This is a genomic window from Stenotrophomonas sp. Steno-C18, assembly GCF_056393195.1.
On record NZ_JBWJOX010000008.1, the window covers coordinates 1 to 25,209 of the forward strand.

The window sequence follows — 25,209 nt, forward strand, 5'->3', positions numbered from 1 at the left end:
TTCGGCGAGCTGCCGCGCAAGCTGGTGGCCGGTGCGGCCGAAGCCGTCAACGTGGCTGCCATCAATGAAGCCCAATTCGACGCCGACCTGGCCGCCGACCCGATGGCCACCGAGAAGCTGGCCACCGGCATCGAGGCGTTCGCCAAGGACCTGCAGACGCTGCGCCAGCGCATTGCCGACGAACTGGCGAAGTAAGCAGACCCACACGCAGTGCCCGAGAATCTCCCTTCTCCCGCCTGCGGGAGAAGGGGCCCCGAAGGGGCGGATGAGGGCGTATTTGCGTTGCCGTAGCGTTTACGTGCTTCCACAGCGCCCTCACCCCAACCCCTCTCCCGTTCACGGGAGAGGGGCTTGAGCAGAAAGCCAGGGCACGCAATGCCCGAGAGCCTCCTTCCCCGCCTTGCGGGAGAGCGGCTTTGGACACCACTTTTCGACACCGGCTCCCTCTCCCTTTGTGCCGGGTCATCCGTAACCGGCCGGTCCCCGGTCCGGTTACGGCTTTTCCTTTCCAACAGCAGCGGCGGGAATGCAGCCAAGCCCCATCCGGGCACGCAATGCCGCAGCTCCTCCCTTCTCCCATGCAATGGGAGAAGGTGCCCCGAAGGGGCGGATGAGGGCGTTTTTGCGTTGCCGTAACGCTGGCGTGCTTTCAAAGCGCCCTCACCCCAACCCCTCTCCCGTTCACGGGAGAGGGGCTTGAGCGGAAAGCCAGGGCACGCAATGCCGCAGGTCCTCCCTTCTCCCATGCAATGCCCCGAAGGGGCGGATGAGGGCGCTTGGGCAGCGTCAGCGCGAAATGAAGTCGATGAACTTCGCGACCTTGCTGTAGGGCGGTCGCAGCAGGTCACTGCCCGCACGCTTGGTCTGCCACAGCACCGGCAAGCGCTTGCTCATCGCATCGAACCCGGCGCGGCCGTGATACGCACCCATGCCACTGGCACCGATGCCGCCGAATGGCAGGCCGTTGATCGCGAAATGCAGCAGCGTGTCGTTGACGGTGACGCCGCCGGACACGGTACGGCCCAGGATCTTCTCCACCGTCGCCGCATCGTGGCTGAAGGGGTACAGCGCCAACGGCCGGTCGCGCCCGTTGATGGTGGCGATGGCGTCGTCCAGCGTGCGGTAGCCGCGAACCGGCAGGATCGGGCCGAAGATCTCCTCCTGCATCACCGTGGCGTCGTCGCCGGGCTGCAGGATCACCGTCGGCGGGAACAGGCGCTCGCGGCGCTGGCGCTCGGCATCGATCTGCGCCAGCTCGACCACCTGCAGGCCGCGCGCGCGCGCATCGCTCACGTAGCCCTTCAAGCGCGCGAACTGTGCGTCGTTGATGATGCGGCTGTAGTCGCTGGCATCGTCGAAGTTGCCATAGCGCGCGCCCACCTGTTCGCGCAGGGCCTGCACCAGGGCATCCACGCGGCCAGCGTCGACCAGCACGTAGTCCGGGGCGATGCAGGTCTGCCCGGCGTTGAACCACTTGCCCGTCGCCAGCCGCGCGGCGGCGGCCTCCAGCGGGTAGTCGGTGGCCACCACCGCCGGCGACTTGCCGCCCAGCTCCAGCGTCAGCGGCGTCAGGTGCTGCGCGGCCGCGGCCATCACCTTGCGGCCCACGGTGGTGGAGCCAGTGAACACTAGGTGGTCCAGCGGCAACGCGGAGAATGCCGCCGCCACGCCGGCATCGCCCTGTACCACGCTCACGCGCTCGGGCGGGAACACCTCGGCCAGCAATGACTGCAGGAAGGCCGAGGTCTGCGGCGTGTGTTCGGAAGGCTTGAGCAGCACGTGGTTGCCGGCCGCGATCGCGGTGGCCAGCGGCACCAGCGCGAGGTTGACCGGGTAGTTCCACGGCGAGATCACGCCGACCACGCCCACCGGCACCGCGCGCACCTGTGCCCGCGCCGGCCAGAACCGCCAGCCCACGCCCACGCGCTCGGGTTTCATCCAGCCGCGCAGGTGCGCGAGCAGGTGGTCGATCTCGCCGGTGACGGTCATGCCATCGGCGATCACCGATTCATGCCGGGAGCGATGGCCGAAGTCGGCGGCGATGGCATCGCTCATCTGGCCGATGCGTGCCTTGAACGCGGCGCGCAGGCGCTGCAGGTCGTCACGGCGCTGGGCATGGTCCGGGCGCTTGTCCATCCACGCCTGGCGCAGCCGCGCCAGCGTCACCTGCAGGTCCTGATCCGGCGACCCCACTGCATTCATCGGCATCTCTCCCTTGGGACGGGAGGGGCCAGTGCGCGTTCCGGGCTGTGCGGAGTTCCGCATCGGTCACCGGCGTTTCGTGCTATCGGCCCTGCCCCGCCATCAACACCATGAAAAAAGGCGCATTGCGCGCCACCGCACGGCGGCATCAGACCGCCAACCAGACACCACGCTCGGGAGGGAGTATGAGGGGTTTGCCACAACGCTGCACCATCGCCACGGCCATCGGCCTGGCATTGTTACCCGGACTGTCGCTGGCCCAGCAGGCCACGAACGAGGCCGGGGCCAGGACCCTGGACAAGGTGGAAGTGACCGGGTCGCGGATCAAGCGCACCGAGATCGAGGGGATCGATCCGGTGCAGATGATCACTGCCGAGGACCTGGAGCACCAGGGCTTCGCCAACGTCTATGACGCACTGTCCAACATCACCGCCAACACCGGTGTGTTCGTCGGCGAGGAGAACACCAACAACTTCAACGCCAACGCGCAGGCACTGAACCTGCGCGGCTTCGGCCCCGGCTACACGCTGGTGCTGCTCAATGGCCGCCGCATCCCGATGCTGCCCAAGCCGGCCGGCACGGTCAGCGGCAACGTCACCAACCTGGCGATGATCCCGACCTCGGCGGTGGACCGGGTCGAGATCCTGACCAGCGGTGCTTCGGCGATCTATGGTTCCGATGCGGTGGCCGGCGTGGTCAACGTGATCCTGAAGGACAAGGTCGAGGGCACCACGCTGTCCTATCGCCACGGCGACACCGTGCACGGCGGCGGCCGGTCCGAGCGGGTGTCGGTGACCACCGGCTTCGAGTTCGGCGACACCCAGGTGACCGCCGGCCTGGAATGGGACCGGCGCTGGCCGATCCAGGGCAACCAGCGCCGCTGGTTCGCCTCGCCGGACCGCTCGCCCGACCCGGACTACCGCGACCCCACCCAGGTCATGTCGTTCTGGGACCGCGAGAGCGGCTGGGACCTGCTGGACATCAGTGGCCGCTGCGACCCGCTCGGCTACGTGCCGGCCAAGCCCGGCAGCGCCACCGGCACGGAGCGCTACTGCGGTGACAACGACTTCGACAGCTACACCGTGCGCAACGGCCGCAAGCGCCTGTTCGGCTTCCTCAACGCCACCCATGCGCTGGGCGAGCACGAGCTGTACGCCACCGCGCTGAGCACGCGCTCGCGCGCCGATGCCGGCATGTACCGCTACGGCTACGCGGTCGACTACGAGGTGGTGGACGACATGCAGGCCGCGCAGCCCAACGCGGTGGCCTGGCGCCACGCCTACCGCACCTTCCGCAACAACGAGTTCCCGGGCAGCAACCAGAAGTTCAAGGAGAACAACGACGTCATCATCGCCGGCATCCGCGGTGCGGTGGGCCGCTTCGACTACAGCCTGAACTACAACTACGGCCGCTATCGCTACCGCGACACGGTCGAGCGCTTCAACGACAAGGCGATGATGGGCCTGCTGTTCGGCGAGGAAGGCCGCGACTGGTCGCTGCCGTGGGCCGGCAGCCGTTGGGTGCGCGTGGGCGCCGGCAGCCTGGACGCCAACCTGATGCCCAACGGCAACATCGACTTCTTCGGCCAGCTGTCGCCGGAAGTGTTCCGCGACGTCATGCACACCTCGGTGGGCGACGGGCGCTCCACCTCGCAGTCGTTCACCGCCGACCTGTCCGGCAACCTGTTCGACCTGCCGGCCGGGCCGCTGGCGTTCGCCGCGGTGGCCGAAGCCACCCGCGACAGCTACCGCTTCATCACCGACCAGCCCACCGTCGATGGCGACATCTACGGCTGGAGCGGCATCCGTGGCAGCGGCAAGCGCAACCACTACGCGGTGGGCACGGAGTTCTCGGTGCCGCTGCTGGCGGCCGGCTCGGGCTTCGGCCAGTGGGATGCCAAGCTGGCCGCACGCTACGACCACTACGACGACGCCTCTGACGTCGGCGGCGCCTTCACCTGGCAGGCCGGGCTGAGCTGGCGCCCCAGCGACTGGCTGCTGCTGCGTGCATCGCACGCGACTTCGTTCCGCGCGCCGGACATGCACGTGATGTTCGCCGAGCGCAGCTCGGCCTATACCAGCGGCGTGGACTACCTGAGCTGCGTGCAGCAGGAAGGCCTGCAGCGCGGCCAGAGCTGGCAGGGCTGCGGTGACGACTATGGCACCGGCTCGATCCGCCAGTACTCCGAGGGTGACCCGGGGCTTCACGAGGAAAAGGGCAGCAGCGACACCCTCGGCATGGTCGCGCAGATCGGCCAGAACCACTCCTTCACCCTGGACTGGTACCGCATCAAGCTGGAGGAGCAGGTCGGCCTGATCGGCGCCGACGCGGTGCTGCGCTATGCCGCCGAATGCGCGCTGGGCTTCGATGCACAGGGCCTGGACGTGGACCCGAACTCGCCCAAGTGCCAGACCATGCTGGCGCGCGTGCAGCGCGGTGGCCGCAACGACAGCGTGCTGTCGGTGATCACCAGCCCGTTCAACACCGGCATGTACCAGCAGAACGGCATCGACGCGAGCTGGAGTTCCACCCTGCCCACCGACCATTGGGGCCGTTTCTCCGCACGCATCAGCTATACGCACATCCTCAAGACGCTCAGCCGCTACCTGCCCGAGGACGCCGTGGAGAACATCCGCGACCGGCAGTGGAACAGCGAGTTCCGCACCCGCTCGAACATGACCCTGGGCTGGGACTACAAGCGCTTCTCCAGCTACCTGCACTTCAACCGCCTGGGTTCCTCGCCGGTGCGCTGGGCCGACAGCTACGAGCGCTTCAGGCCGTGGATGACGGTGAACCTGTCGCTCGCCTACCGCGCCACCGAGCAGCTGTCCTTCAACCTGGCGGTGGTCAACCTGTTCGACAAGACACCGTACCGGCATGCCTCGGAAAAGTGGTGGCCGTATGCGGACATCACCAAGTACAACCCGGTGGGGACGGAGTACTTCATGACCGTGGAATACAAGCTGTAACAAGCGGTCCGCGTTTCCCTTCCGCCACCGCGGTGCGTTCTCGCCGCGGTGGTTTTTTTTGCACGTGGAACGCCCCAGATAGGGCGCGGACATGCCTGGCTCGCCGCCGCCGCAGCACGACCTGCACGCCGGTCTTCTGCGGCGGCGTGCAGGGACCTTCCCCGGCGGTGCAAGGCGCCGGCTACCGCAACGACAACCATTGCCCGCCTGCGCACAGGGCCGGCCGGTACGATGCACGACGCCACCGGACCGCGTTGCGCGGCATGTTGGTGGCGTTTCCCGTGAGGTGCATGGCGTGGCGTGCAGGCAACCGGCCTGCACCATCCTCCACTGCCGCGTGTGCCGGCTCGGCAGCGACCGCCGCGCGGTCGATCGCCGCGCAGCGGCGGGCACGCCGCCAAGCCTGCAATCCGGTGCTTCAATGCAGATCGCCGCCGGACTGCACCCAGGGCAGCCGGCGGCGATGTGTCGGGAAAGGCGATCGCGACCGCGCGGTCGCGAGGGGTGCGTCAGCGCGTGCCCTGCTGGTTCCAGTCCGGCGTGGACAACCCGCGCAGGTGGCGCACGAAGAAATCGAACTTGCGGCGCTGGATGTAGTCCACCGGCTCCTGCGAACGGCCCACGCCATGCCCGGTGCCCGGCACCGTGAGCAGGTCGAAGTCCTTGCCGGCACGGATCAGCGCATCGGCCACCTGGTAGGTCGAGGCCGGGTCCACGTTCTCGTCCTGTTCGCCCACGATCAGCAGCAGCTTGCCCTGCATCCGATGCGCGTTGTCCACGCCCGAGGCGCGGCTGTAGCTGGCATCCACCGGCCAGCCCAGCCATTGCTCGTTCCAGCTGAGCTTGTCCATGCGGTTGTCGTAGCAGCCGTTATAGGCCACCGCCACGGTGTAGAACTCCGGGTGGAACTGCAGCGCGTTGAGCGCGTTCTGGCCACCGGCCGATGCGCCGTAGATGCCGACGCCGCCACTGATGTCATAGGAAGGATCACGCGCGGCCATGGCCTTGTGCCAGGCGATGCGGTCCGGGAAGCCGGCATCGCCCAGGTTCTTCCAGGCCACGTCGTGGAAGGCCTTGGAACGGTTCATGGTGCCCATGCCGTCGATCTCGACCACGATGAAGCCCAGGTCGGCCAACGCCTGCAGGCCGATCAACCGCTCGTTGCTGGACTGCGAATCGAACGGCCAGAACTTCTTCTGCACCGAGGAATCGTGCGGGCCGGCATAGATGCTCTCGATCACCGGGTAACGCCGCGTCGGGTCATGGCGGGTGGGCCGCACCACCAGCCCGAAGATCGGCGTGCTGCCATCGCGGCCGGGCGCGGAGAAGGTTTCCGGCGCGCGGTAACCGGCGGCGAACAGCGCGCTGGCGTCGCCGCGTTCCACGGTGTCCAGCAGGTGCCCGTCACGTGCGTCGCGCAGCTCGGTGATGTTGGGCTGGTCCAGCCGTGACCAGGTGTCCACGTAATGGTTCATGTCCGGCGACAGGCTGATCTCGTGCCAGCCGTCGCCGGGCGTCATGTGCTGCAGGTTGCGGCCGTCGAAATCGACACGGTAGAAGTGCTGCAGGTAGGGGTCGCCCGGCTCGCGGCCGTTGGCGGCGAACCAGACCTGGCGGCGCGCCTCGTCGACCTTGACGATCTGCCGTACCACCCACGGGCCACGGGTCAGCTGCTGCAGCCGGCCAGTGCGGCCGTCGACCATGTACAGGTGGTTCCAGCCGTCGCGCTCGGACATCCACACGATCTGCTCGCCGCGATTGCCCACGTCGTGGAACTCGGCGCGGTACCACCAGCTGTTGACGAAGGTCTTGCTGGCTTCCTCGACCACGCTGCGCGCCGCGCCGCTGTGCGCGTCCACCTCGACCAGGCGCACGCGCTGGTGGCCACGCGCGGTGTAGCGGAATGCCAGGGTGCGGCCGTCGGCGCGGAACTGCGGGGGGGTGATCTCGTAGGCGTTGTCGAACAGGGCGGTCGGCACGTCGATGCGACGGCCACCGGCCACCTCGAAGATCACCGGGCGATCGATGTCCACCGGGTCGCCGGGCTTGGGGTAGAGCTGGGTGCGCACCCGCGGCTGCACCTGGTCGCGCGGCGCGGTTTCCACCCGCGTCACCTGGCGTGCGAAGCCGGGCACCACGCGCAATACCACGAGGCGCGAGGAGTCCGGCGACCAGACGATGCTCTCCGGGTCGTAGAAATCGGTGGCCGCGCCGTCGCGCGCCAACACCCGGGTCTGGCCGTCGGCGAGCTGGCGCAGCACCACGCTGCCCTCGCGCACCTGCGCCTCGTAGCGCCCGTCGGGCGAGCGCTGCGGTGTGTCGTCGGCGGGCACCGACAGGTCACGCACCACGCCCCAGCCACGCGGGCGCGGTTCCCGCTCCGGCGCGCTCCAGCGCGCGCAGCGGTAGGCATCGCCCAGCTCGCACCGCATCCAGCCACCGTCGACCCAGGCACGCAGGGCACGCCCGTCCGCTTCCAGCGTGTAGTCGGAGAACGGCAGGCGCAGGGCCTGGACGCTGCGGCCCAGCAGCGGCGACAGCGCCGTCGCCAGCCGTGCCTGGTCGAACGCCGGCACCGCGCCGGCCTGGCCCACGCTGCGGCTGACGAACTCGAAGCCGCCCGGCGCGGTGCGCCGGTAGCGGTATTGCCGTGCATCGGTCCAGGTCGCCGGCCCGGCCAGGCCCTGGGTCAGGTACATCCACTGTTCGCGCAGCTGCAGCGAGCGGTTGAACGCCGCCGCATCCGGTGCCGGCGGCGCATCGGCCCGGGCCAGCAGCGGTGCACCGGCGCAGGCCAGGCCCAACGCCAGGCTGCGGGCGTAATGGTGGATTCCCCTGGATCGAAGCATGCAGCGTGTCTCCTTGCGTATCAGGTCAGGCAAAAGGCCGGTCGATGGCCGGCGATGGCGGCGTGAACCATTGCGCGCCGTCGGCGGTGACATGGAAGTGGTCCTCCAGGCGCACGCCGAAGCGGCCCGGCACCACGATCATCGGTTCGTTGCTGCAGCACATGCCCGGTGCCAGCGGCAGGGTATTGCCACGCACCAGGTACGGCGCCTCATGGATGGCCAGGCCGCAGCCGTGGCCGGTGCGGTGCGGCAGACCCGGCAAACGGTAGTCCGGACCCAGCCCGGCCGCTTCGAGCACGTCGCGCGCGGCCTGGTCGACCACCTCGCACGGCACGCCGGGGCGCACCGCGTCGAAGGCGGCCTGCTGCGCGGCGCGCTCCAGTTCCCAGATGCGGCGCTGCTCGGCATCCGGCTCGCCGAAGATCCAGGTGCGGGTGATGTCCGAGTTGTAGCCCTGCACGGCGCAGCCGGTGTCGATCAGCACCAGTTCGCCGCGGCGCAGGTGCTGCACGCCGGGAATGCCGTGCGGGAAGGCGGTGGCATGCCCGAACTGCACGATGCAGAAGGTCGAGCCGCCGTCGGCGCCCAGCGCACGGTGTGCCTCGTCGATGAAACGCACCAGCGTGTCGGTGCCGATGCCCTCGTGGGCGATGCCGGCGGCCAGCTGCTGCACGAACAGCGTCATGTCGCAGGCCTGCTGCATGAGTGCCAGTTCGGCCGGCGACTTGCACATCCGGCAGCCATCGATGAGGGAGGCCGCCGACTGGATCGCATCGGCGCCCAGGTGGGCGGCCAGGCCGACCTGCACGCGGAACGGTGCCTCCGGGTCCAGCGCCAGCGTGCGCGCGCCGCGTTCGGCCATGGCCTCGGCCACCCGCGCGTACGGGTCCTCGTGTTCCTCCCACAGGCGCTTGCCGGCCGGGATGCGCAGCACCGCGTCGAGCGAGCCTTCCTCGAATACCGGGCACACCAGCAGCGGCTCCCCTTCCAGGGTCAGCAGCATCGCCACCAGCCGTTCGCTGCCACCCCACGGCACGCCGCAGAACCAGCGCAGCGAGGTGCCGGCGGTGACCAGCAATGCGTCCACGCCCTGCGCCCGCATCAGCGCACGGGCCCGCTGCAGGCGTTGCGCATGCTCCTCGGCGCTGATGGCCGGTGCGCGCTGTGGCCACGGTGCCAGGCGTGCGCGTGCCTGTTCCAGGGTGAGGTGTCCGATCTGTGCATTCATGGCTGTGCTCCGATGTCATCGGTGGTCCAACGCTGGTCGATCCAGCGCAGCAATCCACCCGGGTTGCGGTCGCGCAGCTCCGGCGGGAGCAGCGCATCGGGCACATTGTCGTATGCCTGCAGCGCACTGAAGCGCAGGATCGCGGCCGGCAGGCCGACGGCGGTGAATCCCGGCTGCGTCGAGGCCGGGTATGGCCCGCCATGTTGCTGCGCCGGGCTGACCGCCACGCCGGTGGGCATGCGATCGCAGATCAGCCGCCCCACGCGCGGCCGCAGTACGCTGGCCACGGCCTGCCACGCGGCATCGTCGCTGCCGTCGCCGGCGCGGTACAGCGTGCCGGTGAGCTGGCCCTCCAGCGTGGCCGCCACTGCCTGCATCTGGGCGACATCGCTGACCCGCAGCAGCAGGCTGCTCGGGCCGAACGCCTCGCCCTGGAACCGCGCGGGCGCGGCGAGGAACGCCTCGGCATCCACCTCGAACAGGGTCGGGGCATGGGTGATGCCCACGCTGCCCGGCGTACCGCCGCACAGCAGGCGCGCACCGGCCTGGCGCAACGCTCCGATCGCGTGCTGCAGCGTGGCCAGCACCGCCGGCGACAGCAGCAGCTGCGGCGCGGTGCCGGCAAAACGACCGGCCACCGCCGCGACGAACGCATCGCCAGCGGCACCGCGCGGCACCAGTACCAGCCCCGGGTTGGTGCAGAACTGGCCACTGCCGAGCAGGCACGACGCGCTGAACGCCTCGGCCAGCGCTTCCCCGCGTTCGGCCAGCGCACCGGGCAGCAGGAACACCGGGTTCAGGCTGGACAGCTCGCCGAAGAACGGGATGCCCGCGGCATCGGCCGCCTGCTTCAAGGCCAACCCGGCGCTGCGGCTGCCGGTGAAGGCGATCGCGCCCAAACGCGTATCGCCGGCCAGCGCCCGCCCCAGTGGCGCGGGCATGTCGTACAGCAGCTGCACCGTGCCGGCGGGCAAGCCGGCCGCGTCCGCGGCGCGTTGCGCGTGTTCGGCCAGGCGCTGGCTGGTGCCCGGGTGCCCCGGGTGCGCCTTGGCGATCACCGGGTTGCGTGCGGCGATGGCGGCGGCGAAGTCGCCACCGGACACCGCGTTGAACGCGAACGGGAAATTATTGGGGCCGAACACCAGGACCGGCTTGCCCAATGGCGCGTGGCACGAACGCAGGCCGGCGCCGGTGTCGATCACCGGCCGGGTCCAGCTGGCGCTGCGTGCGGCGCTGGCGGCCTGGCGCAACTGGTTGCAGGTGCGCGGCAGTTCATTGCCGCGCAGGCGGGTGGCGGCCGGCAACCCGGTCTCGGCATGCGCCAGCGCCACCAGCGCTTCGGCATCGGCTTCCAATGCATCGGCGTAACCTTCCAGGAACGCGGCGATGCGTTCCGGGGCGAGCGCCGCCAACATCGGCGCGGCGGCGCTTGCCGCCGCCAGCGCCTGTTCCACCTCGGCCGCACCGCTGCGCGGGAACGCATCCCCGATGGCCTGCGCGGTGGACGGGTCCACCGCGCGGAAGCTGTCCGTGCCTTCCGCTGCCGGACGCCAGTGGCCGGCAATCAACAACGGCGCGACCGTGGCCATCTCAGCGCTTCCCGCGGGTGGCGATGGCGTGGTCGATCACCTGCAGCGCCTGCGCGCGTTCGCCGCCTTCCACCACCAGCCGCGGCGCGCGCACGCGCTCGCTGCCCAGGCCCACGCGCTCCTGCATCAGCTTGATCAGCTGCACGAACTTGGGAACGGTGTCCATGCGCAGCAGCGGCAACGACCACTCGTACAACTCGCGGGCCGCCGCGTAACCACCGCGCCGTGCCTGCTCGAACAACTGCACCGCTTCTTCCGGGAACGCGTTGACGGTACCGGCGATCCAGCCTTCGGCGCCCATCGCGATGCCTTCCACGATCAGGTCGTCCACGCCGACCAGCAGCACCAGGCGATCGCCGAGCAGGGCCTTGATCGCGGCCAGGCGGCGGATGTCGCCGGAGGACTCCTTGATCGCCTGCACGTGCGGGAACTCGGCGGCGAACGCGGCCACCTGTTCCGGGCTGAAGTCGGTCTTGTAGGCGATCGGGTTGTTGTACAGCAGCACCGGCAGATCGGTGGAGGCGATGACTGCGCGGATGTACGCATCCATCTCGTGGCGGTCGCTGGAGTACACGTACGGCGGCAGCACCATCAGGCCACCGGCGCCGGCCTGCTTCACCGCCGCGGCCAGCGCGATGCCTTCCTGCGTCGACAGCGCGGCGATGCCGGCCACGATCGGCACGCGGGCCCCCACCGCATCGACCAGGGTGCGCACGATGGCCACCTTTTCCTCGAAGCTCAGGGTGGCGCTTTCGCCCAGCGAGCCCAGCGGCACCAGGCCGCTGCAGCCGGCATCGACCAGGCGGCGTGCGTGCTCGGCCAGGAAGGCATGGTCCACCGTGCCGTTGGCGGTGAAGGGAGTGGTGATGGCCGGCAGTACGCCGCGCCAGAAGTCTGCATTGCTCATCAAGGCTTACCTGGTTCGTATGGGTCGAAGGATGCATCTGCCAATGCAGCCAGGCTGACCGGGGTCAGTGGCGGCCGCACGGCCGTGGGGGAGGCGGAAGGGGAGGTCAATCGCAGTTCGCGCAGCGCGGCACCGCAGATGCGGCCCTGGCAGGCACCCATGCCGCAACGGGTGACCAGCCGCAGCTGGCGCGGGTCCGGGTGCGCGTGCACGTCGGCCATCGGCACGTCTTCGCAGCGGCAGACCAGGGTGTCGGGGTCGGCCAGCGTGCGGGCCTGTTCGCCGGGCTGGAAGGTCCGAGCCAGCAGCGCGGCATAGGCACGCTCATGTTCGCGCCGGTGGCGCAGTGCCTCGCCGCCGCGCACGTCGCCCAGGGCGAAGCACGCCGCCATCGCGCCTTCGATGCGGGCGCAGTCGCGGCCGCCGATGCCGAGGCTTTCGCCGGCCACGTGGATGTCGGAGTGGCTGCTGCGCAGTTGCAGGTCCACGCGCACCACCGGGTGCGTGCAGGAGGTGTCCAGTTCACAGCCCAGCAGCCGCGCCAGCTCCACGTTCGGCACCAGGCCCCAGCCGACCGCCAGCAGGTCGCAGGCCACGCGCGTGCGCGGGCCACCGGCAGTGACGATGTCCACGCCCTGCAGGCGCTGGTCGCCATGCGCGGCCACGACCGTGCTTTGCCGGTGCCATGGCACCGGCGCCAGGCCGGCGCGCAGTGCCACCGCCTGCGCCAGCTTGCCCGGCCAACGCCACAGCTGGCGGGCGAAGCCATGCAGCTGCGCGGTGCTGGCCTGTTCGTGGATGCCGACCAGCGTCGCGCCATGGCGCTTGAGCGTGGCGGCCGTCGCCAGCAGCAGTGGGCCGGTACCGGCCACCACCACCCGCTTGCCGGCCACTGGCAGGCCCTGCTTGGCCAACGCCTGCAGGCCACCGGCACCGGTGACGCCGGGCAAGGTCCAGCCCGGGAAGGGCAGCAGCAGCTCGCGTGCACCCGTGGCGATCACCAGCTTGCGCCAGTGCAGCGCCACTGCGCCGTGCGCATGGACGGCGAGCAGCCGGTGCGGGTCGGCCAGGGTCACTTCGTGCCCGGCCAGCAGCGCGATGCCCGCGGCCTCCAGGCCTTCGATCTGCGCCCGCGCCATCGCCGGCACGCCGAAACGCAGGTCATGCCGCCATACCTGGCCGCCGGCGCGCGGCTGTGCATCGACCAACCCCACCCGCGCGCCACGGCGGGCACCGGCATGGGCCGCGGCCAGGCCCGCAGGGCCGGCCCCGACCACCAGCAGGTCGTAATGATGATGTTTCATCGCTGTGTCTCCACCCGCATGCCCGGGCGTGCCACCACCATGCAGGCGCGCAGCTGCTCGATCGCATCGATGCGGACCCGGCATTCGAAGCACAGGCCCATGCCGCACAGCGGCGCGCGCGGCTCGCCGCCGGGCGAACGCCGGAAGCTGCTGCGCACCTGCGCGATGGCGGCGGCGACGGTGGCGCCCTCCTCCACTTCCACGCGCAGGCCGTCCACACTCAATACGACGCGGCTCATGCCACCTCCTGCTGCAGCCGATCCGGCCGATAGGGGTCCAGCGCAAGCGCCGGACTGCGGCCGAGGAACGCATCGACCAGCAGCCGCGCACTGCCCGGTGCGGCGGTGATGCCCAACCCTTCATGGCCGGCTGCCACCCATACCCGGTGACGGCCCGGCACCGCGCCCAGGTACGGCAAGCCGTCCGGCGTGGCCGGGCGGAAACCGCACCAGCTGCGCAGCGCACGCAACTCCTGCAGCACCGGGACGAAGTCGAACGCGCGGCGCAGCATGCGTTGCAGCAGCGCCATCGAGATGCCGTTGTCCGCGGCGTCGTATTCGCGCGAGGACCCGATCAGCAGTTGGCCGTTCGGCCGCGGCTGCACGTTGAATGACACGCTGGCGGCATCGGCGCCATGCGCGGCGGCGGCATAGCCCATCTCGATCAACTGGTGGCGCAGCAACGGCCGGTGCCGGTCGGTGATGACCAGCTGCCCTTTGCGCGCACGCATCGGCAGTTCCGGCAGCAACTCCGGCAATGCGCTGCCGGTGGCCACCAGCACCGGCCCACGCAGCACGCGGCCATCGGCCAGCAGCACGCCGTCGTCGACCAGTTGCGTGGCACGGGCGCCGGCAAACAACTGCATGCCCTGCCGGCAGGCATCTTCGATCAGCCGCCAGGCCACCCGCGGCGGGTAGACCACCGCGTCGCCCGGCACGTGCATGCCACCGCACAGGCCCGCGGCAAGCTGCGGTTCGCGCTGGTACAGCCCCGCCGCATCCACCGCCATGGCCTGCACGCCGACCGCCGCCAACGCATCCACGCGGGCGGCCACGGTGTCCAGTTCGTCGCCGTTGCGTGCCACCCACAGGGTGCCGCAGCGTTGGTATTCGGCCTGTGGCCAATCGGCCCAACGCTGCCACAGCCGCAGCGAATAGCTGCACAACGCCAGCTCATGCGCATCGCCATCCATCGCCACCAGGTGGCCCATCGCGGCCGCGCTCGCGCCGCCGCCCACCGCGCCGCATTCCACCACCGCCACGCGCAGGCCGGCGGCCACCGCGGCTTCGGCGCAGGCGGCGCCGACGATGCCGGCGCCGATGATGATCAGCTCGAACGTACCGCCTGCACTCACGGCCGCGGACCGCCAATGCCCCAGGCGAACGGGTCGGCCGGATCGATCAGCACGGTGGCACGCGCGGTGATCCACGCCTGGCCGATGATGCGCGGCAGGATGCCGCGCGTACCGGGCTGGTAGGACGCTTCGAACGCGGTACCCAGCACGCCCTGCTGCGTCCAGTGCTCACCCGCATCGAGCTTGCCGTCAGCGGCCAGGCAGGCCAGTTTGGCGCTGGTGCCGGTGCCACACGGCGAACGGTCGTAGGCCAGCCCCGGGCACAGCACGAAATTGCGCATCTGCCCGCTGCCGTCCGGTGCGGTGGCGTTGACTTCGATGTGGTCGATCTCGCCGTCCTGGCCGCGGATGCCGGCCTGTTCCAGCGCCACGCGGATGGCCTCGGTATAGGCGGTAAGCGTGCGCTGGTTGGCCAGCTCCACCGTGCACGGTGCCTGCGCGGTGATGAAGAACCAGTTGCCGCCCCAGGCGACGTCGCCGCGCACCGGGCCATGCCCGGCCACCTCGACCACGACATCGGCCTGGTACCGCCAGCTCTCGACGTTGTCGACCGCGACCCGGCCATCGGCGAACAGTTCCACGCCCACCGTGCCCACCGGCGTCTCGATGCGATGCCGGCCCACGCCGATGCGGCCCAGCTCGGCCAGCGTGCGGACCACACCGATGGTGCCGTGGCCACACATGCCCAGGTAGCCGACGTTGTTGAAGAAGATCACCCCGGTGCACGCGGCCGGATCCTGCGCCGGCAGCAGCAGTGCGCCGACCATCGTGTCCGAGCCACGCGGCTCGCACGCCAGCGCCGCGCGCCAATGGTCGAACTGCCCAGCAAAACGCTCGCGGCGCTGCTGCAGGCTGCCTTGGCCAAGATCGGGAAATCCGCCAAGCACGACCCGGGTGGGCTCGCCTGCGGTATGCGAATCGATGATGTCTATCCGGTGCATGCGGCCATGCTCCCATTCGCCGCGCAGGCCCGAATAGCAGGCGATTGGGCGTGCTCATGCGGAATTCGGCACAGCCACCTGAACACGCGCAAACGCCTTCCGGCATGCGCTAGGATCGGCCGCACGCCACCCTGAAGGCCGCCACCGTGATGACGACGCCCCTGGATGCACGCCACTCCTCAAGCGATGTGCAGGACCTGTTCGATGCACTTCCCGACACCGTGTTCTTCATCAAGGACCGGCAGGGGCGCTATACGCACTGCAACCTCACCCTGGTGCAGCGGCTGGGCAGGAAGAAGCGTGGCGAAGTGATCGGGCGCTCGCCGCTGGAGGTGTTCCCCGCGCCGCTGGGCAACCGTTACCTGCTGCAGGACCAGCAGGTCCTCGGCGGCGACCCGATCGCTGACCGCCTGGAAGTGCACCTGTACCCGAACCGGCGCCCGGGCTGGTGCCTCACCCTGAAACGGCCGATGTACACCGATGGCGCCATCACCGGGTTGATGGGCGTCTCGCGCGACCTCGGCCGCCCCAACAGCCGCCACTCGGCGTTCGCCCAGCTCGACAAGGTGGTGGCGCACATGCAGCTGCATTTCGAGACCAACCTGCGCACACCGCAGCTGGCCGAACGCGCGGGCATGTCGCTGGCGCAGCTGGAGCGCCACTTCCGCCACGTGTTCCAGCTCACCCCGCAGCAGTACATGATCAAGCTGCGCATCGAGATGGCGATGCGGCTGCTGCGCGGGGAGGGCAGCATCGCCGGCATCGGCCAGCGTTGCGGCTTCAGTGACCAGAGCGCGTTCGCGCGGCAGTTCAAGGCCACCGTCGGCATGACGCCCAGCGAGTACCGGGCACTGGACGAACGCTTCGGCATGACCGAACCGGCACCGGACAGCCGCATGGCCGAGCTCACCGGCTGAGGCGCACCCACCGGCCCGGCAGCTGCACGCACGAGCGCATCGCGCTGCCCCACCCTGCCGTCCCCGCCCCCAGCGTCGCCACGCCCGCCCGGGCGAGGCTTGCCTGCCCGCGCGACGGGGTGCTAGAAGGGTCCATGCCGGCCCCTGTCCGGGCCGGGCATCTGGCGCGGCACGACGTACGGGGATCACAGCGGTCACGGCCGCTGCGTTTTATGGCTCGGGGACATGCAACACCATGGTCGGACGTGAACATGACATCGCGGTGAATCCCGATGCCTGCCCGGTACAAGCCAAGCAGGACATGCTCCGGGCGCTGGACATGCATGCCCTGTGGCGCGCCTGCGTGGACCTGGTCAGCCAACGCCTGCCCTGCCATTCGTGCACGCTGATGTACGACATCACCTGCGGCTACCAGCCGCAGCGCAGCCTGCACTTCCTCGGCGAGACGCCTTCCGGCCTGCCACCGCCCCTGCGCAGCCTGGACGTGGCCGCGCCCTACCTGCAGCAGCATCCGCGCATCCATTGGTACACGCTGTCGCAGATCGCCTCCGGCGACGCACAGGCGCGGCAACGGCTGCGCGCGCAGAACCCGGCGCCGGGCTGGCACGAGTTCATCCACATGGCGTTCTGGGGCGAGGACGGCCTGGAAGCGGTGCTGAGCATCCGCATGCGCGAAGGCCACGAACAGATCACCGACGGCCACCAGCAGTTCCTGGACGAGCTGCACCCGCTGATGGCCGCCGGACTGCAGCGCCTGCGCTCACTGCGCGACGAGCGCCGCAGCGTCTACCAGGCACTGCTCGACCGGCAGAGCCTGCCGGAGCTGATCCTCGACCACGAGCTGCACCCGATCAGCCTGTCCCCCGCGGCGCAGCGGCTGTGCGCCGACTGGCTGGAACCGGACCGGTCCGGACTGCCGGATGTCATCGCCGTGGAACTGCGCCGCTGGCTCGGCCAGCCCGGCGCAGTCGCCGCCGGCAGCAGCACGACGCTCAGCCACCCGCGATGTCCGGGCAAGGCGCTGCACATCCGCCTGGAAGCACAGCTGCCGGCCCATCCACTGCAACCGCTGTACCTGCTGTGCCTGGCCACGGCCGCGCCGGCGGGCAGCCAGCGGCCGGTATGGTCCAAGCTCTCGCCCACCGAACAACGCGTGGCCGAACTGGTCGTCGATGGCCTGCGCAACGACGAGATCGCCCATCACCTGAGCCGCTCGCGCAAGACCATCGAAAGCCAGATCAGCGCGATCTACCGCAAGCTCGACGTCGGCCACCGCGCCCAGCTGGTGCGCCTGCTCAGCACCGCCTGCTGAGCACCACGCGCGCTCAGGGCACGAACAGGAAGTAGTCATGCGCCGCCCGCGCCAGCTGGGCGATGGCCGCGTCGCGCTCCTGGCTGCTGGCGCGCGACTGCACGAACACGCTGATCACCGCATGGCCGCGTCCGCCCGGCAGGGTGATCACGCCGACATCGTTGATCACGTCGCCCACCGTGCCGGTCTTGTGCGCCACCGGCGTGTCGCGCGGCAGCATGCCGGGCAGGCGCGCGGTGCCGGTGCGGGTATCGCGCATGATCGCCTGCAGCACGTCCAGGCTGGCCGGGCTCAGCACCTGCCCCTTCCATGTCTTTTCCAGCAGCAACGTCATCGCGCGCGCGGTACTGGTGTCGCGCGGGTCGGCGTTCCAGGCGTTGGTGTGGCCGCGCCGCTGCTCCTCGCTGCGTTCGCCGCGCGAGAGCTCGGCGTAGGCGGCCGGGCCCATCGGCTGGGCCTGCGAGGCAGCGTTGCCACGGTAGTTGGCCAGCAGCTCCCAGATGTAGCGGTCCACGCGCAGGCCGTCGATGCCCAGCGCGCGCATGCGCGCGTCCACCGCGGCGGTGCCGCCGCCGAGCCGGATCAGGATGTCGGTGGCGTTGTTGTCGCTGACGGTGATCATCATGTGCAGCAGGTCGCGCACGGTGATCGCCGAACCGGCGCTCAGGTGCAGGTCCATCGGCCCGCCCATCTCCGGATAGATGTCATCGGCCTTCAGCGTGACCTGCTGCTGCAGCGACAGCGTGCCTTCGTCGACCAGCGTGAGGATATGCACCGCCACCGGCACCTTCATCGTGCTGGCCATCGGGAACGGCCGATCACCGTTGATGTAGACGCTGCGTCCGCTTTCCAGGTGCACGATGGCCGCACCCAGCTCGCCCCCGGGCAGCAGGCTGGCCAGGCGTTGCGCCTCGGCCTGCAGCGGCGCGGCCGGTGCGCTGCGCGCCAGCAGCGTGCCGGGCAGCCACAGGCTGGCCAGCAACGCGGCAGCCAGCAGCGGACGGCGCGGATGCAGGCGGCGAGGGGAAGCGGAACGGGTCATGTTCAAGGGGGTTTCCTCCAGGGACGGGAAGCGCCGCGGCGGGACTGACGATCATCCCGCCGCGACCAGGCTCAGAAACGCATGCGGGCGCCCAGCGTGTAGTAGCGGCCGACCACGTCGTAGTACGGCGAGCCTACCGCGCCCAGCGGCGATTTCTTGTCGAACAGGTTGCTGACGTCGGCGTAGATCTCGAACTCGCGGTCCGCGGACATCGGCAGGCGCATGCGTCCGCCCACGTCCCAGTACACGTAGGAACCGATGTCGCCGTTGGTCAGCTGCAACTGGTTGTTGTAGACGCCGGCGGACAAGTAACGGGCGCGCGCCTGCGCCGAATAACGGTCGCCACGCCAGCCGAAGGTGGCGTTGCCGCGCCAGCGCGGCACGCCCGAGCCGCCGGTCAGGCCCTGCGAGGTGACGTACTCGAAGCTGTTCTTGCCGTCGTAGGTGGTCAGGCTGTCCACCCAGGTCGCCAGCACGCGGGCGTGGAACTGGCCCGGCATCGCGGCGAACAGCGTGGCCGCCGGCAGGCTGTACATCAGGTCCACGTCCACGCCGTTGGTGCGGTACTCGGCCAGGTTGACGTAGTTGGAGTTGATCCGCTCGATCTCGCCGTTGCCGTCGCGCACCACGCGGCCACACATGGCCTGGTTGCCGGCGATGCAGCGCAGCACGGTTTCCTGCGCCGACACCTGGGTGATCACGTCCTTGATCTCGATGTCGAAGTAGTCCACCGACATGATCAGGCCCGGGGCACGGGCCGGTGCCCAGGTGAAGCCGACGGTCAGCGTATCGGCCTTCTCCGGGTCCAGGCGCGGGTTGCCACCGCCGATCACCAGTGCGCTGAGCGAGGTGCCGGTGAGCGGGTCGCTGATGGTCGACCAGCCGGTGGTGCTGGTGGTGTACATCTCCGACAGGTTGGCCGAACGGATGTCGCGCGAGCGGGTGAAGCGGCCGCGGAAGCCATCGAAGAACTCATTGGTCATGCCGTACTTCCACGACCAGATCGCACCGGAGCTGTTGTAGTCGCTGAAGCGCGCGGCGGCATTGACCTGCAGGTCGCGCAGCGCCGGCACGTCGCGCAGCAGCGGCGCGGCCACCTCGGCGAAGGCCTCGCGCACGGTGAAGCTGCCGGCCATCGGCGAGGAGCTCCAGGTGCTGAACGCCTTGGCCAGGTCCTGCGCGCCCACCTTCTGATCGATCTGCTCCTTGCGCGCCTCCAGGCCCACCGCCACCGATACCTCGCCGGCCGGCAGCGAGAACGGCTCGCCGCGCAGGTCCAGGCCGGCGGTGTCCAGCCGGGTGTTGGTCATGCGCCGCGGCGTGCCGGTCACGTAGGCGGCCGCTTCGGCCGAGGGCGCGCCGTGGCCGAACAGGTTGATCGGCACGCAGCCGGAGCCGGGGTTGGTCAAGGTCACCCGGCAGACCACCTTGCCGCTGACCGGATCGATCACCGCGTCCACCGCGTCGCGGTAGTTGCTGGTCAGCAGGAAGCCCGGCGCGGCCAGGTCGGATTGGTTGTCGCCGTGGCTGTAGTAGCCGCCCCAGCGCCAGTTGTCGCCCACCACGCCATCCAGCGCGACGGTGAACTGGGTGGTGCGACGGTCATAGTCGATGTCGGGGAAGGCGAAGTCGCTGTTGAAGCGGCCCAGGGTGAAACTGGTCTCTCCGGCCGCTTCCATCGCATCACGCACCGCCGCCGGCAGGAACGCGTTGTCCACGCCGAGGCGCAGCCCGGTGCCGCGGTTGTGGTCGCCGAACCACGGGAAGCGGTTCCAGCTGCGCGAATGGCGCACGTCCACGGTCAGGCCGACGTTGTCGGTGAGGTTCCATGACAGCCGCCCCAGCACGTTGTAGCGCCGCTGCGGCGTCATCAGCGAGCTGATGTCATCGTTGCTCGGGCTCTCGCCACCCTGGATCAGCGATGCGCCGGTATAGCCGGGGAAGGGACGCAGGCTGCCGTCCGGGTTGAAGGCCATGCCGGCCAGCACGCCGCTGGTGATCAGGCCACCGATGGCAGCGTTGCCGTAGCCCACGTCGCCGACCATCGTGTAGGTACCGTCGCCATTGGACAGCTGTGCGGTGCGGCCCAGCCAGCGGCGCGAGGTCTTGGGAATCACGCCGTCGTTGTTGAGCGCCTCCGCGCCGATCACCACATGGCCACGGCCCTGGGCGACCTCGAAGCCGGTGGCCGCCGAGACGTACTGCTTCTGGTTGTCCGAACGCGAGGACACCCCGCCCTGCACGTCGACCTTGGTCCCGACCAGCTGGCTGTCCAGCTGCACGTTGACCACGCCGCTGACCGCGCCCGAGCCCCAGGCCGCCGAGGCGCCGCCGGTGACCACGTCCACGCCACTGATCAGGATCGAGGGGATCGCGGCCAGGTCGTTGTCGCTGGAGAAACGTCGTCCGTCCAGCAGCACCAGCGTGCGGCTGGTGCCCAGGCCACGCAGGTCGACCGGCGCGCGCGCCGCGTCCACGCCGGTGGTGTGGGTCTGCGGCGACACCGTGCCGCGGAACTGCGGCAGGTCGTTGAGCGCGGCGGCGATGTTGGTGTGGGTGGAGAGTTGCAGTTCCTCCGGCGTCACCTTCACCGTCGGCGTGGGCGCGTTGAAGCCGGGGCGGTCGATGCGCGAGCCCGAGGCGATGACCTTGACGCTGGCGATGTCCACCACCTTGCCGTCGGCCGGTGCCGGTGGCGTGTCTGCGTTCTGGGCCGATACGGCGGGGATCGTTCCGACAAGGATCAGGGCGATGCCCGTGGACAACGCGGTTCTGGCGATACGAGACGACATACGGTTCCTCGCAGACGGCTGGAAGTGGATACGACGGACCTGTGATGCGGAACTCCCCTTGTCCGCATCTTAGGAAGCCGTCTTCCGACCCCGCATCAGGGAAAACCCCCATAGCCGACCCATAAACGACAACGGCCGGCGCAAGCGCCGGCCGTTGTTTCAAACGTTACCAATTATCAGTGCTCGGCCGCCTTGCTGGCACCGATGCCGGTCTCGGCACGCACTTCCTGCGCCGGATAGGCCGCACGTTCCTGCTGTGCGTTGCGGCTCTTGTCCAGCACCGAGAACAGCCAGATGCCGACGAAGGCGATGGTCATGGAGAACAGCGCCGGGCTGGTGTACGGGAACGGCGCGCTGCCGGCCGGGTTGCCCAACGTGTCCACCCACACCGACGGCGACAGCAGGGTCAGCAGCAGCGACGAGGCCAGGCCCAGGAAGCCGCCGATCACCGCGCCACGGGTGGTGCAGTCCTTCCACAGCAGCGACAGGATCAGCACCGGGAAGTTGGCCGAGGCGGCGATGGCGAAGGCCAGCGACACCATGAAGGCCACGTTCTGCTTCTCGAACACGATGCCCAGCAGCACCGCGACCACGCCCAGCACCAGGGTGGTGATGCGCGAGACACGCAGCTCCGAACCCGGCGGCGGGTTGCCCTGCTTGAACACGGTGGCGTACAGGTCATGCGACACCGCCGAGGCACCGGACAACGTCAGGCCGGCCACCACCGCCAGGATGGTGGCGAAGGCCACCGCCGAGATGAAGCCCATGAACAGGTTGCCGCCCACCGCCTTGCCGACCAGCACGGCCGCCATGTTCGGGCCGCCCTGGATGGTGCCGGTCACCGGGTCGGCGTACTCGGGGTTGGTCAGCACCAGTGCGATCGCACCGAAACCGATGATGAAGATCAGGATGTAGAAGTAGCCGATCCAGGTGGTGGCCCACAGCACCGACTTGCGTGCCTGCTTCGCATCTGGGACGGTGAAGAAGCGCATCAGGATGTGCGGCAGGCCGGCGGTGCCGAACATCAGCGCCATGCCGAACGAGATCGCCGAGATCGGGTCCTTCACGAAGCCACCCGGGCCCATGATCGCCAGGCCGGCGCTGGCCGCTTCCTCGGCGCTCTTGCCGCCATTGGCCGCGATCTGGGTCTTCACCCGCACCGCTTCGCTGAACAGCGCCTCGAAGCTGAAGTTGAACTTCCACATCACCATCAGCGCCATGAAGGTCACGCCGAACAGCAGCAGGCAGGCCTTGATGATCTGCACCCAGGTGGTGGCGGTCATGCCGCCGAACAGCACGTAGACCATCATCAGCACGCCGACCAGCGCCACGGCCACCCAGTAGTCCAGGCCGAACAGCAGCTTGATCAGCGCACCGGCGCCGACCATCTGCGCGATCAGGTAGAACAGCACCACCACCAACGTGCCGGAGGCGGCGAACATGCGGATGGGCTTCTGCTGGAAGCGGTAGCCGGCCACGTCGGCGAAGGTGAAGCGGCCCAGGTTGCGCAGGCGTTCGGCCATCAGGAAGGTCAGGATCGGCCAACCGACCAGGAAGCCCAGCGCGTAGATCAGGCCGTCGTAGCCATTGGCCATGACCGCCGCGGTGATGCCCAGGAACGAGGCGGCGGACATGTAGTCGCCGGCGATGGCCAGGCCATTCTGGAAGCCGGTGATGCCACCGCCGGCGGTGTAGAAGTCCGATGCCGAACGGGTGCGCTTGGCCGCCCACTTGGTGATGCCGAGCGTGGCCAGCACGAACACGGCAAACATGGTGATCGCCGTCCAGTTGGTCGGCTGGCGCACGGTCTGGCCGATGTCGCCGCCGGCGGCCAGGGCTGCGCCGCTGGCTGCCATCAGCGCGAGCAGCGCGCCCGATCGCAGGAAGGAATGGCTCATCGGGTCTCCTCCACGATCTGCTGGGTCAGCTGGTCGAATTCCTTGTTGGCGCGGCGCACGTAGAAGCCGGTGATCAGGATGGTGAACACCATCAGGCCCAGCGCGATCGGGATGCCCACGGTGGTGATCTTGCCCGCGGCGATCGGCGTGGCCAAGAACGCCTTGTCGAAGGCGATCAGGCCGATGTAGCCGTAGTAGGCCAGCAGCATGAGCACGGTCAGGGTCCAGCCAAGCCGGTTGCGCACCTTGCGCAGGCGTTGGTAGAGCGGATTGGAGGCGATCCGCTCAACACGGGGATCGACGGAAGCATTCATCGGGATTCTCCAGACGTGGGAATACGAGCGCCCCGGCGCGGGGTACGCGCCTCGGCGGTGACATGAGTGCTCCCCGTGGGGGTAGGGAGATGGTACGGACTACATTCCTGCAGACGGTGCCGGCATGGCCTGCATGCCGGCACCGCAGGATCAGAAGCTGTACTTGGTGGTGAACTGCAGGCGGCTGATGTCACCCTTCTGGCCGTTCTCGATCTCGCGCACGCCGTACATCAGCTCGGCGCCGATATCGACCTTGGGCATCGGGGTGTAGAACACGTTGCCGCGGATGGACTGCACGCTCTTGGTCACCAGGTTGCCGGTGATCGAGGCATCGTTGTCGTAGTCGCTGCGCGCGTAGATCAGGTTGGTGCGCAGCTTGGGCGAGAACGCATGGCGCCAGCCCACGTAAGCGGCGACCACGCCGGTCGGGTCGATCTCGTCGCGGATCGCGTCGTAGCCGCTGTCGGCGGTGATGCCCAGGCCGATGTAGCGCGAGATGCCTTCGCCACCGGTGAGCTGGTAGTGCAGGCTGTCGCTGTCGCCCATCACCCACTTGCCGCCCAGCGTCACGCCGCCGGCGACCTTGGTGGCATCGGCACCGGTGGCCTGGTTGTCGACCTTGAGCTGGCGCACCAGGCCAGCCACGCCGAACGTGCCCCAGTCACCCTTCCAGCCGTAGCGGGCGGTGAGGTCCGGCAGCGAACCGCGGTCGGAGTTGACCACCGACGGTACGTTCCACTTGCCGGTACCCGGGTTGTAGGTGCCGGTGAGGGTGGTGGTCTCCGGGTTTTCCAGGGCCACGCTGAAGCCGCCGTTGGTGTAGCGGACCTGGGCCTGGCGCACGAACACCACGCCGTCGGTCGGGCCGACGAAGTCCACCGCCTCGGGGATGGAGGCGGCATCCATGAAGTTGGACCAGGTCTGGCCGGCCAGCCAGTTGTTCCAGTACATGTAGGCATGGCGCAGGGTCACGCCGTAGGTGTTGGTCGCGGTCTGGTTGCCCAGCGAGTTGCCGAAGAAGTCCATCTCGACCATGGCGCCGGCCTTGTCGCCGTTCTCGGCCACGTGGTCCACGCCCAGGTTGAAGCGCGAGAACTTGGCGTGCGCGTTGTAGTCCACATCCGAGGCCTTGCCCGAGCCGCCGGCACCGTGCACCGGCGTCTGCCCCGGCAGGTACAGCGCGCGGCCGGTGGCGTCGTCGGCGAGCTGGCCGTCGCCGGTGCGCGTGGCCAGGAAGTCGGCCTTGATGAAGCCGCCGAACTTGAACGTGGTGCCCGGCGTCGCGCCCGGGGTGATGCTGGTGACCTGGATCGGCTGCTTGCCGGCCGGCACCGTCGCCGCCGGCCGTGCGGCCAGGTCGGCCTGCGCGGCACGCACCTGGCCGACGTCGGTCTGGGTCTGCGTGATCACGCCCTGCTGTTGCTGTTGGGTGGACACCAGCAACTGCACCTGCCGTTCCAGTTCGGCCACGCGCGCTTCGAGCGCTTTCTCCCTGGCCGTCTCGGCCCACGCCATGCCCGGCGCAACCAGCGCAACCAGCAGCGCGGCGGCGAGCGGACGGCGGGCCGTCTTCAACACGGATGTATTCATT

The 25,209-nt window shown here is 69.4% G+C and carries 17 protein-coding genes and 1 pseudogene; 4 read left to right on the forward strand and 14 right to left on the reverse strand.

The genetic code is table 11. The features are described 5' to 3' along the window. Positions 1 to 195 (forward strand): annotated as a pseudogene (locus AC06FE_RS15485) (transaldolase); the annotation flags it as partial. A 591-nt stretch (positions 196 to 786) separates the two neighbouring features. Here AC06FE_RS15485 and AC06FE_RS15490 read toward each other — a convergent pair. Beyond that, the gene (locus tag AC06FE_RS15490; RefSeq protein ID WP_165931148.1) at positions 787 to 2,202 is read right to left on the reverse strand and encodes a coniferyl aldehyde dehydrogenase; all 1,416 of its coding nucleotides are present in this window, start codon (positions 2,200 to 2,202) and stop codon (positions 787 to 789) included. 185 nt (positions 2,203 to 2,387) lie between these two features. Between AC06FE_RS15490 and AC06FE_RS15495 the strand changes: the two genes are divergently transcribed. Then, a complete protein-coding gene (locus AC06FE_RS15495) occupies positions 2,388 to 5,171 on the forward strand; it encodes a TonB-dependent receptor plug domain-containing protein (RefSeq protein ID WP_478073546.1) in 2,784 nt (927 codons plus the stop codon). Between the two features lie 509 nt (positions 5,172 to 5,680). Here AC06FE_RS15495 and AC06FE_RS15500 read toward each other — a convergent pair. The 8 genes from AC06FE_RS15500 to AC06FE_RS15535 are packed head-to-tail and all read right to left on the reverse strand — an operon-like array spanning position 5,681 to position 15,343. Then, entirely contained in the window at positions 5,681 to 8,020 is a 2,340-nt protein-coding gene (locus AC06FE_RS15500; RefSeq protein ID WP_478073547.1) for a DPP IV N-terminal domain-containing protein, read from the reverse strand. Positions 8,021 to 8,045: 25 nt separating this feature from the next. Continuing rightward, the gene (locus tag AC06FE_RS15505) at positions 8,046 to 9,248 is read right to left on the reverse strand and encodes a M24 family metallopeptidase (protein WP_478073548.1); all 1,203 of its coding nucleotides are present in this window, start codon (positions 9,246 to 9,248) and stop codon (positions 8,046 to 8,048) included. Further along, positions 9,245 to 10,837 carry an aldehyde dehydrogenase family protein gene (locus tag AC06FE_RS15510; RefSeq protein WP_478073549.1) on the reverse strand — a complete coding sequence of 531 codons (1,593 nt, stop codon included), beginning with the start codon at positions 10,835 to 10,837 and terminating at the stop codon, positions 9,245 to 9,247. Before AC06FE_RS15510 ends, AC06FE_RS15505 begins: the two co-directional genes overlap by 4 nt. Before the next feature lies 1 nt (position 10,838). Further along, complete coding sequence (locus AC06FE_RS15515; protein WP_192287124.1) at positions 10,839 to 11,744, reverse strand: dihydrodipicolinate synthase family protein; 906 nt, start codon at positions 11,742 to 11,744, stop codon at positions 10,839 to 10,841. After that, a complete protein-coding gene (locus tag AC06FE_RS15520; RefSeq protein WP_478073550.1) occupies positions 11,744 to 13,048 on the reverse strand; it encodes an FAD-dependent oxidoreductase in 1,305 nt (434 codons plus the stop codon). Before AC06FE_RS15520 ends, AC06FE_RS15515 begins: the two co-directional genes overlap by 1 nt. Beyond that, on the reverse strand, positions 13,045 to 13,287 hold the full coding sequence (locus tag AC06FE_RS15525; RefSeq protein ID WP_132863943.1) for a (2Fe-2S)-binding protein: 243 nt from the start codon (positions 13,285 to 13,287) through the stop codon (positions 13,045 to 13,047). Before AC06FE_RS15525 ends, AC06FE_RS15520 begins: the two co-directional genes overlap by 4 nt. Continuing rightward, the gene (locus tag AC06FE_RS15530; RefSeq protein WP_478073623.1) at positions 13,284 to 14,426 is read right to left on the reverse strand and encodes an NAD(P)/FAD-dependent oxidoreductase; all 1,143 of its coding nucleotides are present in this window, start codon (positions 14,424 to 14,426) and stop codon (positions 13,284 to 13,286) included. Before AC06FE_RS15530 ends, AC06FE_RS15525 begins: the two co-directional genes overlap by 4 nt. Beyond that, on the reverse strand, positions 14,399 to 15,343 hold the full coding sequence (locus AC06FE_RS15535) for a proline racemase family protein (RefSeq protein ID WP_478073551.1): 945 nt from the start codon (positions 15,341 to 15,343) through the stop codon (positions 14,399 to 14,401). The genes AC06FE_RS15530 and AC06FE_RS15535 overlap by 28 nt, the downstream gene beginning before the upstream one ends. A 149-nt stretch (positions 15,344 to 15,492) precedes the next feature. Here AC06FE_RS15535 and AC06FE_RS15540 point away from each other — a divergent pair, with 149 nt between their 5' ends. Together AC06FE_RS15540 and AC06FE_RS15545 are read left to right on the forward strand one after the other, a co-directional pair. After that, positions 15,493 to 16,260, forward strand: a complete 768-nt coding sequence (locus AC06FE_RS15540; RefSeq protein WP_192287128.1) for an AraC family transcriptional regulator — start codon at positions 15,493 to 15,495, stop codon at positions 16,258 to 16,260. A gap of 235 nt (positions 16,261 to 16,495) precedes the next feature. Next, entirely contained in the window at positions 16,496 to 17,572 is a 1,077-nt protein-coding gene (locus AC06FE_RS15545) for a helix-turn-helix transcriptional regulator (RefSeq protein ID WP_478073552.1), read from the forward strand. A 13-nt stretch (positions 17,573 to 17,585) separates the two neighbouring features. Here the strand turns inward: AC06FE_RS15545 and bla are convergent, their stop codons facing one another. The 5 genes from bla to AC06FE_RS15570 form a co-directional block, all read right to left on the reverse strand. Next, positions 17,586 to 18,614, reverse strand: coding sequence for a class A beta-lactamase (gene bla, locus AC06FE_RS15550; RefSeq protein ID WP_478073553.1), 1,029 nt, complete (start codon positions 18,612 to 18,614; stop codon positions 17,586 to 17,588). Between the two features lie 71 nt (positions 18,615 to 18,685). Continuing rightward, positions 18,686 to 21,406 carry a TonB-dependent receptor domain-containing protein gene (locus AC06FE_RS15555; protein ID WP_478073554.1) on the reverse strand — a complete coding sequence of 907 codons (2,721 nt, stop codon included), beginning with the start codon at positions 21,404 to 21,406 and terminating at the stop codon, positions 18,686 to 18,688. A 176-nt stretch (positions 21,407 to 21,582) separates the two neighbouring features. Further along, on the reverse strand, positions 21,583 to 23,262 hold the full coding sequence (locus tag AC06FE_RS15560; protein ID WP_313255867.1) for a cation acetate symporter: 1,680 nt from the start codon (positions 23,260 to 23,262) through the stop codon (positions 21,583 to 21,585). A 38-nt stretch (positions 23,263 to 23,300) separates the two neighbouring features. Further along, complete coding sequence (locus AC06FE_RS15565; protein WP_192287132.1) at positions 23,301 to 23,618, reverse strand: DUF485 domain-containing protein; 318 nt, start codon at positions 23,616 to 23,618, stop codon at positions 23,301 to 23,303. 150 nt (positions 23,619 to 23,768) lie between these two features. Further along, positions 23,769 to 25,208 carry a DcaP family trimeric outer membrane transporter gene (locus AC06FE_RS15570; RefSeq protein ID WP_192287133.1) on the reverse strand — a complete coding sequence of 480 codons (1,440 nt, stop codon included), beginning with the start codon at positions 25,206 to 25,208 and terminating at the stop codon, positions 23,769 to 23,771. Between the last annotated feature and the right edge of the window lies 1 nt (position 25,209).